The organism is Devosia sp. SD17-2 (assembly GCF_029201565.1).
GTDB lineage: Bacteria > Pseudomonadota > Alphaproteobacteria > Rhizobiales > Devosiaceae > Devosia.
Map to the genome: position 1 here is coordinate 2,342,367 of NZ_CP104002.1, position 16,171 is coordinate 2,358,537.

The window sequence follows — 16,171 nt, forward strand, 5'->3', positions numbered from 1 at the left end:
GCTGTTTGAGGGTGACATGACACTGCCGCTGTCACAGCGCGCATCAGGCGAAACGCAATGATTGAACCAATTCTCTACCTGTTGCTCGGACTTGCGATCATCCTCGTGATCATCGCCGTCGGCGGCTATTTCGTCGCCCAGGAATTCGCCTATATGGCGGTCGATCGCACCAAGCTGGCGGCGCAAGCCGCACAGGGTGACAAGGCTGCTAAGCGCGCTCTGTCCGTCACCAAGCGGACAAGCTTCATGCTCTCGGGCGCGCAACTCGGCATTACCGTTACCGGGCTTATGGTTGGCTATGTTGCCGAGCCGCTGGTGGGTGGTGCACTGGGCAGCCTGCTTGGCGGCATCGGCATCCCCACCGAGATGGGCATAGCGGCGGGAACAATCCTGGCGCTGCTTTTCGCTACCGGCGTGCAGATGATCTTCGGGGAGCTCTATCCGAAGAACCTCGCGATCTCCAACCCAGAGCCTCTGGCAAAAATGCTGGCGAGCTCTACGCTGATCTATCTCAAACTGATGGGCTGGCTGATCAGCTTCTTTGACATGTCGGCCAATGTCCTGCTTCGCATGCTGCGCATCGAGCCCGTGCATGACATCGACGTCAGCGCTTCGCGCGAGGATCTCCCGCGCATTATCGCGGACTCCCGCAACAGCGGCGACCTGCCCGTCGAGCTCGCCTGGATGATGGACCGAATTGTCGATTTTCCCGAGCAGGACGTCGAGCACGCCATGGTACCGCGCACACAGGTGGACTGGATTGGCCCGGAGGCCACAATCGGCGAGGTCCGCGAGATGATGGCCCGCGCCCACACCCGCTACCCGGTCGTTGACGAGGAAGAGGGGCCAATCGGCGTCGTCCACCTCTCCGATCTGCTGCCGCATCTCGATACGGCCGACCTGGCCGCCTCCGTCACCACCATCATGCGTCCAGCCATCGTCGTGCCAACGTTGATGGCCTTGCCCGACGCCTTCGAAAAGCTCGTCAGCTCTGGCAACCACATGGCGTGCGTGATTGACGAGTATGGCGGGTTTGCCGGCGTCCTGACCCTTGAGGATATCGCCATGGAGATCGTCGGCGAAATCACCGATGAGCACGACATCGAGGAACTGCATGCGGTTACACCCGAAGGTGACGGGGTCTGGCTGATGGATGGCGACGTCCACCTTGATGAGGTGGAGCGCACTATCGGACGGCCTCTGGAGCGCGGTGACGTCGAGACCATCGCCGGACTGCTGATCGCGGAAACCGGTATGCTACCAGAGGTGAATGAGATCATTGTCATTGCCCTGCCCGACGATCAGGCGGAGATCGCCGCCGACGTGCGGATTGAGCGCAAGCTGACAGTGACGGTCCTCGAAATCGAACGCCATGTGCCGACAAAAGTCCGCGTCGCCCTTCTGGAAGTGGCGGAGTAGGCCCGATGAAAGATCCCATTTTCGTACTCGTCGCCACCTTTCTTCTGATTGCGCTGAGCGCCTTCTTCGTCATCATCGAATTTGCCCTACTTGGTGCACGTCGCCGCCAGCTCGAGGAGAAGGCCCCGCAAAGTGCAGCTGCGCGGGCAGCTATCCGAGGCATGAACGATCTGACGCTGATGCTGGCTGGTGCCCAGCTTGGCATTACCCTCTGCACCTTCGCGCTCGGCGCCATCACCAAGCCAGCCGTGGACGCCTGGCTCGGGCCGGTGCTGACTGGCTGGGGTGCGCCTTTCTGGCTGGCCGACAGCGCCGCCTTCCTATTCTCGCTTTTCTTCGTCACCTTTCTCCACCTAGTGGTCGGCGAGATGGCGCCAAAATCCTGGGCTATTGCTCATCCCGAGCGGGCAGCCACAGCGGTCAGTCTCGCCGCCGAAGCCTATATCTGGCCGCTTCGTCCTCTGCTGCGGGTGATCAACCGGATTGCCAATAGCCTGGTAAAAGCGTCAGGCGTCGAGCCGGTCGAGAGTGCTGCTGTGGGCGGTCAGGACATTGCCACCATTCGACAACTCGTCGAACACTCGGCGAAAGTCGGCGTCCTTGAGGAAGAAGTGCGGCAGCAGCTTTCTGGCCTGATCGACATGGGCACCACCCCAGTCAGCAGCCTGATTTCTCCGGACAGCGCGCTGGCCTCGGTGCAACCCGACGCCAGCGTGGCTGATGTTCGGCGTCTGGCACAACAGACGGGCCACATGCGTATCCTGATGCTGGGAGAAGGCTTGCCCATGCCGAAAGTCGTGCATGTGCGCGACACGCTCCTGCTCACAGGCGAAGCCCCTGCGATCGAATGCGCACGCGACGTCTTTGTCGTCACCGAGGAGACGCCCGTTTATGAGGCGCTGGCCCGGATGCGCCGGGAAAGCGAGCAACTCGCGCTCGTCACCGGCCCCCATGGCGTGCGTGGCGTGGTCACTCTCGCCGACATCCTCAAGCGTGTCCTGCCGAATGCCTGATCTTGTCAGCACCGTGGGAGACTGAGGCGAAGAATGGTTTGCCCAAAGCATCGCGGCGTTTTGGCGTACCCACTATCGGAGACTGGCAAACGAGGCGTTCGGCTGATAGCAGCCTTGTGACGTGTATCCTGAAGCTGCAGCGTGGGAATTGGATCAATGGATAGTCTTGAGCGATCTGGGATCATGCTCGCGGGCATCACCCACGCCTATTCAGGGCGCAAGGCGCTAGACGATGTGTCACTTACGCTTCCGCTTGGACAGAGCATGGCGCTGCTTGGGCCAAACGGCGCTGGCAAGTCGACACTGCTCAATATCCTTTGCGGCCTAGTCAAACCGACCGCGGGCACCGCATTCCTCGCCGGTGTCGATATCAGAAAGCACTCGGACCTGGCGCGACGTCAGATGGGCGTTGTGTTTCAGGACGACAGTCTTGATGACCGCCTGAGTGCCTGGGAAAATCTGGAATTTCACGGGCTCGTCTATGGCATGGACAGGCCCAGTCGAGTCCGGCGGATCGACGAGGTGCTGGAGCTTGTGGAGCTCACGGATTGGGCCGAAAACCCTGTTCGCACCTTCTCTGGTGGTATGAAGCGGCGGCTCGAAATCGCCCGCGCGCTGATGCATGAGCCAAAAATTCTGATCCTCGACGAACCCACCGTCGGCCTTGATGCGCAGACCCGCGCAAAGATCTGGTCCTATCTCAACCAGCAGCGACGAGACCGGGGACTGACCGTCTTCGTCACCACGCATTATATCGAGGAGGCGGAAAGCTGCGATCTGATATGCGTCATCGACCGTGGACGCATCCAGGCGATCGACACGCCAGCTGAGCTCAAGAGCCAGTTTGCCAAGGGGCTCATCCGTTGCCTGCCGCGCGACGCGGAAACGCGGCGGCGCCTGCTTGAGAAGTGGCCCGAGGCCCAAATGCTTGCGGATGATCGGCTGGGCATCACCATCGAGAGCAAAGCCATGCTCGACGAACTGCTCATCGAATTCGGCACCTCCCTCAAAGAGATACAAATCGACGAGCCCAGCCTCGAAACGGTGTTCCTTGCGATTACTGGCCGCGAAATGCGCGAACGCGAAGAAGTAAACCCTAAGGGCCGGGCGAAACGGAACAAGCGGATATGACCAATTTCTCCATTCTCCGCCGCGGTATCTACGCCATCTGGCTACGCGAAATCATGCGGTCTTTCCGTGACCGCGGGCAGCTGATCGGCGGTGTCTCCCGTCCCATAATCTGGCTTCTCATCCTCGGCATCGGGCTAAATCCCTATTTCCGCGGAGAGGCCTATGGTGAGGTAAGGTTCGTAATCCCCTTCACCTATCTGCAGTTCCTGTTCCCGGCGGTGATCGTCCTCAACATCATGTACACCTCGATCCTCTTCGCGGTGTCGATGATCTGGGACCGGGAGTTCGGCTTCCTGCGCGAGGTGCTGGTATCCCCCCTTCCCCGCTGGGCCATTCTGCTCGGCAAGATCCTGGGGGGCAGCACCGTGGCCACGATGCATGGCTTCCTGGTCCTCATCCTGGCGCGGTTCGCCGACGTGACACTGGGATGGGATCAGGCCGCCATAGCCTTGGGGCTCATGTTCCTGCTGTCCTTCGGGCTCACATCCTTCGGGGTGATCCTTGCAGCGCGCGTGCGCAGTTTCGAGGGTTTTGGTGTCTTCTCGAACACCATTATCCTCCCGCTCTATTTCTGCTCCTCGTCGGTCTTTCCGCTCGATCCGTCGCTGACGCGCACGCAAATGGCCGCCACCTATCCGGAATGGCTGGTGTTGCTGGTGCAGATCAACCCGATCACCTATGCGGTCGATGCGCTGCGCGGAGTATTGATCAACTACAACCAGTTCGACCCCCTCCTCGGGCCCGGCATCATTGCGGCCGGCGCGGTGCTGTTCTTCACCATCGCCCTCGTGGATTTCAAAAGACAATGAGTTCCCGTCCGGTCCGACCCAGGAGGCGATGGAAGACGGTGGGTCTGAACCTGCTCGGCGCCAGCGCCGTGCTCTTTGCGCTGACCTTCCTGCCGCCCGACAATTCTCTGGCCGAGGTAGAGAAATCGGGGGTGCTGCGCGTCTGCGTCCCGCCGTCGATGCCGCCACTGGTGACCAATGACTCTGCGATGCCGGGCTTTGATATCGAGCTTTTGGGGCTGATCGCGGAAGAGCTCGGCGTCCGTCTTGTGGTCAACCACAACGCTGCGATCGGCGCAGACTTCAATCCCCGAAACTGGGGCATCACGCGGGCACAATGCCAGATTATTGCCGGTGGAGTCGTGGCCAACGAATCGACGCGCGGGTTTCTGGAACTGTTGCCAACGGGGATAAAGACCGGTTGGGCGATGACGGACGCGGCGGACACATTGTCGCATGCAGACACTCGCGCGGCAGTTTTTCCGGGACCAACCGCGCTCGATAGACTTGCACTAAGCCGCTACCTGCGATCAAAAAAAATTCGAATACTGCCGGCATCTTCAGTTCAGAATCTTGTCGATCTCTTACAGCGCGGCGAGGCCGATATTCTGATCAGCGATAGACAGACGTTGACGTCACTCAACCTGCCAAGCTCAAGTGTTCATTGGGTTTCCGAGGCTGATCTGGGCACCTTTGATTTGTCTATCGGGCTATGGAAGGGCGATGCCACCCTCCTCCGTGCGGTGAAAAAAAGTTCACAAAATCTGCACCAGCTGGGTGTAGCTGGGCGCTTGGCCACGCGCTATAATGTGCACGTGGACGCAAATCTTCGCCCCTAGCGCTAGCTCCCTTGGAAGAGAATTCCTCCAGGGAAGGTCGGCATAGGTATTATTGCTATTCCCGAGCGTCCGATGCAGCTTCACGACCGCATGCTCGATGAGCTGCTGGACGAATAGTTCACGAATGGCGTTTTCAACGTCTTGGAGGAAATTGTGAGACACAAATCTCCGCGCTTTGCCCTCGGCATGGCGGTCGCCCTGTCAGGCATCCTGATGGCAGCTACCCCCACTCAGGCTCAGGTGTTCACCCAGGCTCAGGCCGATCAGGGTGAGAAGGACTACGGCGGTCAGTGCGCAATGTGCCACGGCGCCGAACTGCTGGGCCCAGATGCTCCGGCGCTTGTCGGCACTGAAGTTATGCATAACTTCAGCACCGGTGCAGGCCTTTATGACTACATCTCGGTAGCAATGCCCCCGCAGGCCCCCGGCCTGCTGGACGAGGAAGTTTATGTGAACATCCTCGCCTACATCCTTGAGGCCAACGGTGCTCAGGCTGGCGATACCGCGCTCGACGCCGATCCGGTCAAGCTCGCCGCCATCGATCTGGCCGCAGTTACGGCCGTTGCTCCTGGCGCAGCAACCGATGCTCCGGCTGTAGATGCGGCTCCGGCCGTTGTCGTTCCTCAGGCTTACACCTGGGGCAAGACCCTGCCGTCGATCAAATAAGTTGAGAATTGCTTTGGACTGCCTCAGCCAATCGGCCTCGGCAGCTAAAGTGGAGGTTTAAGATGACAAAGACCTATCTGAAGGCCGCTCTCGCACTCGCCGTCAGCATGACGACGCTGGTGAGCGTCGCTCAGGCACAGGGCGTCCGCGAAAACTACGCACCCGTGACCGATGACATGGTGCTGAACCCACCGGCCGAGGAATGGCTGAGCTGGCGCCGCACCATCGACAACCAGGCTTTCAGCCCGCTCGACAGCATCAACCGCGACACCGTGGGCGATCTGGAGCTGGCATGGGCCTGGCCGATGGCAGACGTCGGTATCCAGGAAACCGCACCGCTGATGCACGACGGCGTGTTGTTCCTTCAGACCAACAACAACATCGTTCAGGCGATGGATGCCAAGACCGGCGATCTGATCTGGGAATACCGCCCGGCTCTGGCCAAGGTTCCTGCTGAGTGGGGCTACCAGCTCTACCAGTCCCGCCGCCAGAAGAACTCGATCGCGCTCTATGAAGACACCGTGGTCCTGACCACTGTCGACGCGCGCATCATCGTGCTCGGCGCCAAGGACGGCAAGGTGATCCGCGAAGTCCAGGCGTTCGACGTCAACAAGGGCTACAGCTACACCGTCGGTCCGATCGTTGTGAACGACACGATCATTTCGGCCATCTCCGGCTGCTCGATCGCCGGCACCGCCGGCGGTTGCTACATTGTAGCACACGACTTCAACACGCTTGAAGAAAAGTGGCGCTTCAACACCATCGATGATCCGAACAACCCGGAACAGCAGGCCAGCTGGGGCGATGTCCCGCCGGAAAACCGCTGGGGCGGTACGCCTTGGGCAACCGGTTCCTATGATCCGGAAACCAACACCACCTTCTGGGGTGTCGGTATGCCTGCACCTTACGCCGAGCTCATCCGTGGTTCGGAAACTGGCGACGTTCTCTACACCAACTCGACCCTGGCAATCGATGCCGATACGGGCGAGCTGAAGTGGTACTACCAGCACCTGCCGCGCGATAACTGGGACCTTGATAGCCCGTTCGAACGCGTCCTCGTTGACGTTGAAGAAGGCGGCGAAACCAAGAACCTGATCGTCTCGGTTCCGGGCAAGAACGGCATCTTCTTCGCTCTCGACCGCAACACGGGTGAATACCTGTGGTCGCAGGAAACCGTTGTCCAGAACGTCGTCTCCAAGATCGACGAAGACGGTACGGTTCACCTGAACGAAGAACTGATCATGACCGCCCTCGGCGAAGCGCCGATGGTCTGTACCTCGGTTTCCGGTGGTAAGCTCTGGCAGGCTGGCGCTTACAGCCCGGTGACCCAGCAGTTCTACGTGCCGCTGACCGAAGCTTGCAACACGACCGAAGCCACGCAGTCCGAGTTCACCGCTGGTAACGCTACCGGCGCCATGAAGTTCGGCCCGCGCGTCCTTCCCGAAGGCATCACCGAGGCTGGCCTCGTTGACGCCATCAAGGTCGGCGTTGAGAAGTCCGAAGGCGAAGGCTGGAAGGCTCGTTCGCGCGCTTCGATGACCTCCTCGCTGCTGGCAACCGCCGGTGGTCTGGTGTTCGGTGGTGACGCTGGTCGCTACATCAAGGCCTGGGACGACACCACTGGTGAAGTTGTCTGGCAGCAGCGCCTGAACGCCCCGATCGGTGGCTATCCGATGACCTACGCGCTTGATGGCGAGCAGTACCTCGTCGTTCCGACCGGCTTCAGCGCCGCAGCCGGTTCGATCGCATCGGCTTTCCCGGAAATCCCGCTTCCGTCGGGTACGGGCAACTCGATCTTCGTCTTCAAGCTGCCCAAGCAGTAATTGAAACTGATACTCTGGGAGGGGGCCATTCGGCCCCCTTCTGCTTTTCTAGCGAGATGATCCGATGTCCCAGATGAAAAAGATTGGCGCCCTGGTTGGCCTGATGATGGTTTCTGCAACGGCGGTGGAGGCACAGGTGCTTCCCCCACAGCTGCTGAGCCCGGAACGACCATTGCAGGGCAATTCGATCCGCGCCTGCGTCGATGACTACAGCGCCGGCGGCAAGCTCGACCGCGCGGTGGTTCAGGCGATTGCCGATGCATTGTTTCTGGACGTCGTATTTGTAGAGGCGCTGCGCGGCTTCCCGCTTGATGGCGACGGCTATCTCGCTGAGCTGCAGGTGCAACTCAACAATGACTGCGACCTCTTCATGGGCATTGTGGTGCAGCCGAATATGCCCTTCCCGGACTGGGCAACCGTGACCCGCCCCTATGCCGAAATTCCCTTCGTGCTGGTCACGGACAAGGACTATCAGTCCCTCGCCGACATCCCCTATGGGAGCACTATCGGCACCGCGCTGGCCAGCCTGGGCGAACGTGTCTTTGCCACCAGCGTCGCACAGCGCCCGGAAGACCAGCGCTGGAAGCGCCTGCCCTATGCAGACTTTGCGCTGATGACGACGCGCATGCGCGAGGGCAAGCTGGCAGCGATGCTGCTGTGGCAGCCGTCTCTGCAGCAGCTTGCGGAAACCGACCCCAGTGTCGAGCAATTGCGGATCATCGCGACAGACCCTGTGCCGACTGCCAGTGTCCCGATTGGTGCGCTCGTATCGACGCGCAACACATTTTTGCGCACCCAGGTGGACCAAGCCATCTCCGAACTATCGGCCGACGGCACGCTCGACGCCATTCTCTCGGAACTGGGGATCATGGGCGCGGCGGCGCAATAATCAGTTGCGCATCAGCCACGGGGCCAGAATAGCGCCGAAATCCGGCCACCAGCCCAGAACCAGCACGATGATCAGTACGGCATAGACCGCCGGCACCGCTCTTTTGAACTGGCGTCGTCTCTCCGGCCAGGCTGCCAGCAAAAGCAGCCCGCCGGTGAGGCCGGGCAAGGGCAAGAGGTTGAGCGGGACCGAAGCCAGGGCGATCTGCTGGGTCGCCTGAATAAGCTGCAAGGCAGCATAACCGAGGGTGCGCGGCAGACCGTCCGCGGCGAGCGGTCGTAAAAGGTCGAGCAGCGGCACAATTGCCAGTCCGGCAAGGGCAGTCGCGATCACCATGACCACCAGCCCCCAGGAGCCAGGCCGAAGCGTTTTCGGATCGAGGTCGCGGTACCGCATCCAGGTCGTCCGGAACAAGATGGCCATCGCGAGCGCAGGCATCGACAGGTGCGTCAGCGGGTTGGCCGAGAACGAGAATTCATACTCCGCATCGGGCCGCCGCATCAGCTGGGCACAGAGCGTCAGGACGCCGCCGCTGATCGCGACAAAGATCAGCGTTCCGAAAATACGCGAAAAAATCGCCTGCAGCGTCAAATCGTTGAGCAAACTCAAGGCGTGCCTCCGGGCCTATGCTTGAGGCAGGCGTTAGCACATTTGCGGTTCTTTCGCTGCCAAAATTGGGTCTCGGACACAGCTCCCGCTGGGCCGGATCGGCCCGAACCCGATCCCGGCAGAGCGCCGAGCGGCCAATCTTGCAAGATTGCGGGCAACCTACATGCTTTCACGCGGTTATTGCCGCAAGGAGGAAGAGCATGGCCACACTTGTTCGACTAACCCAGGAGCAGATCGACGAGCTCTTCGTCGAAGCGGATCGGCTGGAAGAGGCGCTGAAGTCGTTGCACGAGGAATTCGACGGTTTGGGTATCCCCGATGCGAGCCTCGCGCGTCTGGCCAATTTTCATGACCGCTTCACGAGCGCGATTGCCTATCTGAAAAAGCAGCGCGAGCTCGGCGGCTCGTAGCACTTTTGGAACAGCCGACACCCTTGCCGCGTTGCTTGGCAATCGGGAGGTAAAATCATGGCTGGTCGCGCGTACTGGAAAGGCTATCTCAAGCTGCTGCTCGTGACCTGCGCCGTCACCCTGACCCCTGCCACGACAGACGGCGGCAAGGTGCGCTTTCACACGATCAACAGAAAGACCGGCGAGCGCATCCGGACGCGATACGCTGACTCCGGCTCCGGCAAGCTGGTCGATGATGATGACGTGGCCAAAGGCTATGCCAAGGGGGAGGACGACTATCTCATCCTGGAAGATGAGGACCTTGATGCCGTCCAGCTAGAGAGCACACGGACGATCGACATTGGCGAGTTCGTCCCCGAGGACACCATTGAATGGGTCTACTACGACAGCCCCTACTTCGTCCTTCCCGATGACGAGGTTGGCGAAGAGGCCTTCATCGTCATCCGCGAGGCGATGGCCGCGAGCGGCGTTGTCGGTATCGCGCGGCTTGTGCTCGGCAACAGGGAACGTGCGGTCATGCTGCAGCCATCGGACCGGGGCATCGTCTTGTGGACCCTACGCTTCGGCGATGAGGTACGCGATGAGGACGAGTATTTCGAGACCATCGATGAGCACAAGCCGGACAAAAAAATGCTCGGCATGATCGAGAAGATCATCGCCGACCGGACCACCACGTGGTCTGACGAGCTGATGCAGGATTCGGTGCAGGACCGGCTGCTCGACATCATCAAGTCCAAACAGAAGCCGAAGCGCGCCAGCAAGGCCAAGGCGCAGCCGAAGTCCGAGAGTAACGACGCTCCGGCTAACAATGTCATCGACCTGATGTCGGCGCTCAAAAAGAGCCTCGAGGATAAGCCAGGAGGCAAGAAAGGAAAGGCCAGCTGATCATCAGCTGGCGCGCCGGCGCTCCGACTTTCCAGTGTCTGCCGCCTTTTTAGTGGCAGGCTTTTTGGCCGTGGACTTCTTGGTTTCCGCCGTGTCCTTGTTCCCGGCGCTCATGCGCAAAGCTTCCAGGAGATCGTTCTTTTTGGTCGGCTCAGGCCGACGCAGCGGCACGACTTTTCGGCCCGCAATCTTGGCGCGCACCATCTCGGCCAAAGCCGTTTCGTAGCGGTCATCGAATTTTTCCGGGGCGAACTTTCCGGACTTGGTCTTGATGATGTGTTGCGCCAGTTCGAGCATCTCTGGCTCGACCTTGTGCTCACCGATGGACTTGAAGGCCTGCTTCGCCGAGCGCACCTCGTAGTCGAAATTCAGCGTCGTCGCGATCAGCCCTTTGTCGCGCGGGCGGATCAAAACCGGACGAAGGCGGCGGAAGAGCACTGCGTGGGCTATGGCCGCAACCTTCTGCTTGCGCATGGCCTCACGGACGAGGACAAAACTCTCCTCATTGGCATCGGATGCGGGCAGCAGATAATACGGCCTGTCGAAATACGTGGTTTCGATGCGGTTGCAGGCGATGAAGGCTTCTACCGTCAGGCTCTTGTCACTGTCTGGTACCGCGGCCGCAATCTCTTCTGGCTCGAGAATGATGTACGAGCCGTCATTGGTTTCGTAGCCCTTTACCTGATCGTCGCTGTCGACGGGCTTTCCCGACTTCTCGTCGACATACAGCCGCTTGAGCCGGTTGCCGGTTTCGCGGTTGACCATGTTGAGCGCGATGCGCTCGGATGTGGTCGCTGCGGTGTACATCTTCACCGGACACGCAAGTTCGGCGATTTTGATGACGCCTGACCAGACTGCTCGTGGTGCCATGATATCCCTCCAACCACATTCAACGAGGTCAGGGGCACAGCGTTCCCTACCACATGCCGCGCATTTTGGCAGCGATGTCGATTACCGCGGTTTGCCCCGGCACAAGATCGGGCCGGATCGGCGACACAGGCGGCCAGAGTATGTCCTCGAACAGGGTTGTCATCGGCCGCGGGATGAAACGGGTGCGCTGGGCGTAGAGGTGGCGGTCGCCATTGCGGGTCTGCTGGGTCACATAGAACCTCTGAGGGACGAGCAGATGGAGTTCGTCCCTCGCGCGCGTCATTGCCACGTAAAGCAGACGGCGCTCCTCCTCGAGTTCATGCGCACTGCCTGTCCCCAGATCCGAGGGGATACAGCCATCGACAACGTTGAGGACATGCACCGATTTCCACTCCTGTCCCTTTGCGGAGTGGATGGTTGAGAGAATGAGGTAGTCCTCATCCCGCAAGGGCACCCCCGCCTGATCGCTGGTCGCATCGGGCGGATCAAGCGTCAGTTCGGTGAGGAAGCGCTCCCGGCTGGGGTAGCCGGAGGCGATCTGTTCGAGCTGCACGATATCGGCGGCGCGCGTCTGCGCGTCCTCATAGCCGGACTCGAGAAGAGGCTCATACCAGTGGCGGACATAGGCGAGCTCAAGCGGCCAGGACGTCTCGCGACCGGAGAGGCGAGAAAAGAGCTCCACCATATTCGTCCACGCCTCCCCGGCCCGGCTCGGCGGCGGCACTTCTTTCAGTGCCCAGACGGGATCGGTCGCGGTGACAAGAACATCGAGAACCCGACCGGCGATGCCGGGGCCAATCCCCGGCAGCAGCTGCAGGACCCGAAAACCAGCCACACGGTCGCGCGGATTTTCAACCCAGCGCAGGATCGACAGCACATCCTTGATATGGGCGGAGTCGAGGAATTTCAGGCCACCGAATTTCACGAAAGGAATTTTCCGACGGGTGAGTTCGATCTCCAGCGGGCCCGAATGGCTGGAGGTCCGGAACAGCACGGCCTGCTGCTTTAAAGGCACGCCTGTCTCGCGCGCCTCGAGCACGGACTTGGCCACATAGCCGACCTGGTCGGCCTCATCCTTGACGGTCACGAGGCGCGGCTTGATGGCCGAGGTCCGTTCGGTCCACAGATTCTTGGTGAAGCGCTCTTCCGACTGCTCGATGACCGCGTTCGCGGCCTCAAGGATAGGCTGGGTCGACCGATAGTTCCTATCCAGCGTGACGATCGCCGCCGGAGGCGTGAAGGCCGTCGGGAAATCAAGGATATTGCGCACAGTGGCGGCTCGGAACGAGTAGATCGACTGCGCATCGTCGCCGACCACGGTCAAGCCATTCCCGTCGGGCCGCATTGCCAGCAGGACTGCGCTCTGGAGCCGGTTGGTATCCTGATATTCATCGACGAGGATATGGTCGAAACGATCAGAAATCTGCCGCACGATGGATGGCTCCGACATCATCGACGCCCAGTAGAGCAGCAGGTCATCGTAATCGAGAACGTTCTGCTGCTGCTTGGCCGCGACATAAGTGCCGAAGAGCTGCCGCAATTGGACCGACCACATCGCGCACCACGGGAACGCCGTTCTCAGCACTTCATCGAGGTCAGACTGCGAGTTGACCGCCCGCGAATAAATCGCGAGGCATGACCCCTTGGTCGGAAACCGGCTCTCCGACTGGCTGAATTCGAGCTCATGCCGAACGAGGTTCATCAGGTCGGCGGAGTCCTCGCGGTCGTGGATGGTGAAGGCCGGATCGAGCCCGATCTGCTGGGCGTGGAGGCGCAGGAGCCGCGATCCAATGCCATGGAAAGTGCCGGACCACTCGAGGGCCCCTGTCACCGCCCCTGCCCCAACACCGAGGATCTGGCCGGCAATCCGCTCGACGCGTCGGCTCATTTCAGAGGCGGCACGACGCGAGAAGGTGAGAAGCAGCATCCGGCGCGGATCAGCGCCGTTGACGATGAGATGAGCCACCCGATGGGCCAGGGTGTTGGTCTTGCCCGAACCGGCTCCTGCAATAACGAGCAGTGGACCGGCATCAGCCTTGCCAACGCCATGCTCGACTGCCTGACGCTGGTTGGAATTGAGCGCGTCGAGATAGGCAGCAGAAGCGGGCACGAATCATACCTTTGGTCGCACAATTGCGACCTTCAGGATATTCCCCTTTTGTTCGCCTGGTCCAGCCTTGCGAACGCAATGGTCAAAACTCGGAGCGTTGCCGCCATCGTGCCTCGTCATTTGCTATTGTGCGCGGAACGATTCCCCACATTCAGGGTGCCTCAATGCAGCCGTCCCGCGACATCTCCCGGCTTATCGAAATCATGGCGGCGCTCCGCGACCCCGTTTCCGGCTGCCCTTGGGATCTCGACCAGGATTTCTCGACCATCCGCAACTACACGATCGAGGAGGCTTATGAGGTCGCCGACGCGATCGAGCGCGAGAACTTTTCCGACCTGCGCGAAGAGCTCGGTGATCTGCTCCTGCAGCCAATCTACCACGCGCAGATGGCCAAAGAGGCCGGGCATTTCGATATCGGCGACGTCATTTATGGTATCACCGAAAAGCTGATCCGCCGACACCCGCATGTATTTGGCGACATAACCGAAGTCGGGGCCGCCGCTGCTCAAGGCCGTTGGGAAGCGATCAAAGCCGAAGAGCGCGCAGCCAAGGCAGCCAAGGTTGGCGTCACGGCGCCGTCCCTGCTGGACGATGTACCTCAGGTTCTCCCGGCCCTGGCGCGTGCCGAAAAACTCACCAAGCGCGCGGCAAAGGTCGGCTTCGATTGGCCCGACTTTCCGTCGGTGCGCGCCAAGGTCCAGGAAGAGCTCAACGAGGTGTCCGAGGCGCATGCGTCAGGCGATGAGGAAGCGGTGAAGGAAGAAATCGGCGACCTGCTGTTCGCGGTGGCCAATCTGGCGCGCAAGGCGGGTGTCGATCCAGAGGCCGCCCTGCGGGATGCCAATTCCAAGTTTACCCGTCGCTTCCACTATGTCGAAGCGCGGTGTCGTGAAGAGGGAATTGCCCCGGCGGAGGCGGGTCTTGATCGCCTCGATGGCTACTGGAATGAGATAAGGGCCGCCGACAAGCGCTAGGCTCATCGCCCCGCAAAAAGCATTCGGACCGCAGGCATCCTGCGGTCCGATGTGTTTTCAGAGATCGGAAATCGCGATCCGCCCGTTGAAACGCTCCAGGAACGTCGCCTTGTGGCGCGGGTCAACACGAACCACGAAATCCTGGCCATTTTCATCCGGCAGGCCGCGCTCGATGACCTCGGCATGGCTGTGGAGCCAGCCGATGTCGCTGCCAGCGCTGTGCGGCACGTGGACATTGTAGGTGCGGCTGCGATCGGCAAAAGCCATTTCGATCGCCAGCTTCAAGTCATGAAGCCCCTGCCCGGTCTTTGCAGAAACCGGAACGCTGTTCGCAACCTTGCCCGCCGGCGTGGCTGCCGCCATCAGATCGCTAGTGGGATCGAGCATGTCGACCTTGTTCCACACTTCGATGATGGGCGTTGTCTCACCCGAAACGCCAAGGTCAGACAGAACCTTGAGCACGTCGGTCGCCTGCGCCGGGTGATCCGGATTGGCAATGTCGCGCACATGCAGGACCACGTCGGCATCAACGACTTCTTCAAGCGTTGCGCGGAACGCCGCCACCAGATCGGTTGGAAGATCGGCAACAAAACCCACGGTATCGCTGAGCATGACCTCGCGGCCATGCGGCAGCTCCAGCCGACGGATCGTGGTATCGAGCGTTGCGAACAGCAGGTTTTCGGCGAACACCCCTGCGCCCGTCAGAGTATTGAAAATACTCGACTTGCCGGCGTTGGTGTAGCCAACCAGCGCAACGATCGGGAATGGGGCTCGGTCACGCTGGCGTCGCTGCTGGGCGCGCGTGCGTTTGACCTTTTCCAACCGCTCCTCGAGCAGAACGATGCGCTCGGTGATCTGGCGCCGGTCGCTTTCGATCTGGGTTTCGCCGGGGCCGCCCATGAAACCCATGCCGCCGCTGCCGCGCTGGCGTTCAAGGTGGGTCCAGGACCGGACAAGCCGGCTCTTCTGATAATTGAGATGGGCCAGCTCTACCTGCAGCACACCCTCTCGGGTAGCCGCACGTTCGCCGAAAATTTCCAGAATCAGCGCCGTCCGGTCCAGCACCTTGGTGCCGGTCTCCTTTTCGAGATTACGCTGCTGGATGGGGCTGAGCGCCGCGTCGACAAGGAGGAGATCGATGTCCTCTTCCTTGACGCGTCTGGCCAGTTCCTCGACATGACCGCCGCCCATGAAGGTCGCGGGCTTTATCTCGCGGACCTTGATGGCTTCGGAAAAGATGATGTCGAGACGAATGGCGCCTGCCAGACCCTCGAACTCAGCCTGCCGCGCCTCGATGCTGCGGTGCATCCCGACGCCACGCACTTCGGGGCAAATCAGGCCCGCGCGGGTCGGATGCTCGCGTTGGTCGATGAAGGCCTTGGGTCCACCCAGGCCGTCTTCGTCCTCGTCAAAATGATCCATATAGTTCCGTCAGTCGTGGTCGGTGTTTTGCTCGGGATCGAACAACTGGATGGGCGCGCCCGGCATGATGGTCGAGATAGCGTGCTTATAAACCAGTTGCGACTGAGCGTCACGACGCAGAAGCAAGCAGAAGTTATCGAACCAGGTGATCACGCCCTGAAGTTTTACGCCGTTTACGAGGAAAATCGTAACCGGGACCTTCTGCTTGCGAACGTGATTGAGAAAGGAGTCCTGCAGGTTTTGCTGCTTTTCACTAGCCATTTTTGGCCTCTTTTGCCGCGGCATTGATTGTCGCTGTTGTCGTCGCAATTTCTTGCGCCCTG

General features: G+C 60.5%; 16 protein-coding genes. 11 read left to right on the top strand and 5 right to left on the bottom strand.

Translation table 11 applies throughout. From position 1 onward, the window contains the following. Positions 1 to 57: 57 nt before the first annotated feature. The 8 genes from NYQ88_RS11500 to NYQ88_RS11535 all read left to right on the top strand — a co-directional run bounded on the left by NYQ88_RS11500 (position 58) and on the right by NYQ88_RS11535 (position 8,568). Positions 58 to 1,419 carry a hemolysin family protein gene (locus NYQ88_RS11500; RefSeq protein WP_275651281.1) on the top strand — a complete coding sequence of 454 codons (1,362 nt, stop codon included), beginning with the start codon at positions 58 to 60 and terminating at the stop codon, positions 1,417 to 1,419. Positions 1,420 to 1,424: 5 nt separating this feature from the next. Next, complete coding sequence (locus NYQ88_RS11505; protein ID WP_275651282.1) at positions 1,425 to 2,432, top strand: hemolysin family protein; 1,008 nt, start codon at positions 1,425 to 1,427, stop codon at positions 2,430 to 2,432. 156 nt (positions 2,433 to 2,588) lie between these two features. After that, positions 2,589 to 3,563 carry an ABC transporter ATP-binding protein gene (locus NYQ88_RS11510; protein WP_275651283.1) on the top strand — a complete coding sequence of 325 codons (975 nt, stop codon included), beginning with the start codon at positions 2,589 to 2,591 and terminating at the stop codon, positions 3,561 to 3,563. Further along, positions 3,560 to 4,372: an ABC transporter permease gene (locus tag NYQ88_RS11515; protein ID WP_275651284.1), complete on the top strand. Its 813-nt coding sequence runs from the start codon at positions 3,560 to 3,562 to the stop codon at positions 4,370 to 4,372. Before NYQ88_RS11510 ends, NYQ88_RS11515 begins: the two co-directional genes overlap by 4 nt. 38 nt (positions 4,373 to 4,410) lie before the next feature. Then, positions 4,411 to 5,190, top strand: a complete 780-nt coding sequence (locus tag NYQ88_RS11520) for a transporter substrate-binding domain-containing protein (RefSeq protein WP_275651285.1) — start codon at positions 4,411 to 4,413, stop codon at positions 5,188 to 5,190. A gap of 153 nt (positions 5,191 to 5,343) precedes the next feature. Further along, a complete protein-coding gene (locus NYQ88_RS11525) occupies positions 5,344 to 5,856 on the top strand; it encodes a cytochrome c (protein ID WP_275651286.1) in 513 nt (170 codons plus the stop codon). Positions 5,857 to 5,918: 62 nt separating this feature from the next. Beyond that, complete coding sequence (locus tag NYQ88_RS11530; RefSeq protein ID WP_275651287.1) at positions 5,919 to 7,679, top strand: PQQ-binding-like beta-propeller repeat protein; 1,761 nt, start codon at positions 5,919 to 5,921, stop codon at positions 7,677 to 7,679. Positions 7,680 to 7,743: 64 nt separating this feature from the next. Next, positions 7,744 to 8,568, top strand: a complete 825-nt coding sequence (locus NYQ88_RS11535; protein ID WP_275651288.1) for a transporter substrate-binding domain-containing protein — start codon at positions 7,744 to 7,746, stop codon at positions 8,566 to 8,568. Here the strand turns inward: NYQ88_RS11535 and NYQ88_RS11540 are convergent, their stop codons facing one another. Further along, on the bottom strand, positions 8,569 to 9,177 hold the full coding sequence (locus NYQ88_RS11540) for a hypothetical protein (protein ID WP_275651289.1): 609 nt from the start codon (positions 9,175 to 9,177) through the stop codon (positions 8,569 to 8,571). A 200-nt stretch (positions 9,178 to 9,377) separates the two neighbouring features. Here NYQ88_RS11540 and NYQ88_RS11545 point away from each other — a divergent pair, with 200 nt between their 5' ends. Then, complete coding sequence (locus NYQ88_RS11545) at positions 9,378 to 9,587, top strand: hypothetical protein (protein WP_275651290.1); 210 nt, start codon at positions 9,378 to 9,380, stop codon at positions 9,585 to 9,587. Between the two features lie 57 nt (positions 9,588 to 9,644). Further along, entirely contained in the window at positions 9,645 to 10,472 is an 828-nt protein-coding gene (locus NYQ88_RS11550; RefSeq protein ID WP_275651291.1) for a Ku protein, read from the top strand. A 3-nt stretch (positions 10,473 to 10,475) separates the two neighbouring features. Here NYQ88_RS11550 and NYQ88_RS11555 read toward each other — a convergent pair whose 3' ends face one another. Beyond that, positions 10,476 to 11,342 carry a Ku protein gene (locus NYQ88_RS11555; RefSeq protein ID WP_275651292.1) on the bottom strand — a complete coding sequence of 289 codons (867 nt, stop codon included), beginning with the start codon at positions 11,340 to 11,342 and terminating at the stop codon, positions 10,476 to 10,478. Between the two features lie 46 nt (positions 11,343 to 11,388). After that, on the bottom strand, positions 11,389 to 13,452 hold the full coding sequence (locus NYQ88_RS11560) for an ATP-dependent helicase (protein WP_275651293.1): 2,064 nt from the start codon (positions 13,450 to 13,452) through the stop codon (positions 11,389 to 11,391). 164 nt (positions 13,453 to 13,616) lie between these two features. Here NYQ88_RS11560 and mazG point away from each other — a divergent pair, with 164 nt between their 5' ends. After that, the gene (mazG, locus tag NYQ88_RS11565) at positions 13,617 to 14,426 is read left to right on the top strand and encodes a nucleoside triphosphate pyrophosphohydrolase (protein ID WP_275651294.1); all 810 of its coding nucleotides are present in this window, start codon (positions 13,617 to 13,619) and stop codon (positions 14,424 to 14,426) included. A 57-nt stretch (positions 14,427 to 14,483) separates the two neighbouring features. Here mazG and hflX read toward each other — a convergent pair whose 3' ends face one another. Beyond that, complete coding sequence (gene hflX / locus NYQ88_RS11570; RefSeq protein ID WP_275651295.1) at positions 14,484 to 15,848, bottom strand: GTPase HflX; 1,365 nt, start codon at positions 15,846 to 15,848, stop codon at positions 14,484 to 14,486. Between the two features lie 9 nt (positions 15,849 to 15,857). Continuing rightward, positions 15,858 to 16,109 carry an RNA chaperone Hfq gene (gene hfq / locus NYQ88_RS11575; protein ID WP_220306999.1) on the bottom strand — a complete coding sequence of 84 codons (252 nt, stop codon included), beginning with the start codon at positions 16,107 to 16,109 and terminating at the stop codon, positions 15,858 to 15,860. Positions 16,110 to 16,171: the final 62 nt, after the last annotated feature.

What these genes read in the sequence shown, in the direction of transcription:
- NYQ88_RS11500 (WP_275651281.1), top strand. Translation starts at nt 58, where the DNA reads ATGATTGAACCAATTCTCTACCTGTTGCTCGGACTTGCGATCATCCTC.
- NYQ88_RS11505 (WP_275651282.1), top strand. Translation starts at nt 1,425, where the DNA reads ATGAAAGATCCCATTTTCGTACTCGTCGCCACCTTTCTTCTGATTGCG.
- NYQ88_RS11510 (WP_275651283.1), top strand. Translation starts at nt 2,589, where the DNA reads ATGGATAGTCTTGAGCGATCTGGGATCATGCTCGCGGGCATCACCCAC.
- NYQ88_RS11515 (WP_275651284.1), top strand. Translation starts at nt 3,560, where the DNA reads ATGACCAATTTCTCCATTCTCCGCCGCGGTATCTACGCCATCTGGCTA.
- NYQ88_RS11530 (WP_275651287.1), top strand. Translation starts at nt 5,919, where the DNA reads ATGACAAAGACCTATCTGAAGGCCGCTCTCGCACTCGCCGTCAGCATG.
- NYQ88_RS11535 (WP_275651288.1), top strand. Translation starts at nt 7,744, where the DNA reads ATGTCCCAGATGAAAAAGATTGGCGCCCTGGTTGGCCTGATGATGGTT.
- NYQ88_RS11545 (WP_275651290.1), top strand. Translation starts at nt 9,378, where the DNA reads ATGGCCACACTTGTTCGACTAACCCAGGAGCAGATCGACGAGCTCTTC.
- NYQ88_RS11550 (WP_275651291.1), top strand. Translation starts at nt 9,645, where the DNA reads ATGGCTGGTCGCGCGTACTGGAAAGGCTATCTCAAGCTGCTGCTCGTG.
- NYQ88_RS11555 (WP_275651292.1), bottom strand. Translation starts at nt 11,342, where the DNA reads ATGGCACCACGAGCAGTCTGGTCAGGCGTCATCAAAATCGCCGAACTT.
- mazG (WP_275651294.1), top strand. Translation starts at nt 13,617, where the DNA reads ATGCAGCCGTCCCGCGACATCTCCCGGCTTATCGAAATCATGGCGGCG.
- hflX (WP_275651295.1), bottom strand. Translation starts at nt 15,848, where the DNA reads ATGGATCATTTTGACGAGGACGAAGACGGCCTGGGTGGACCCAAGGCC.
- hfq (WP_220306999.1), bottom strand. Translation starts at nt 16,109, where the DNA reads ATGGCTAGTGAAAAGCAGCAAAACCTGCAGGACTCCTTTCTCAATCAC.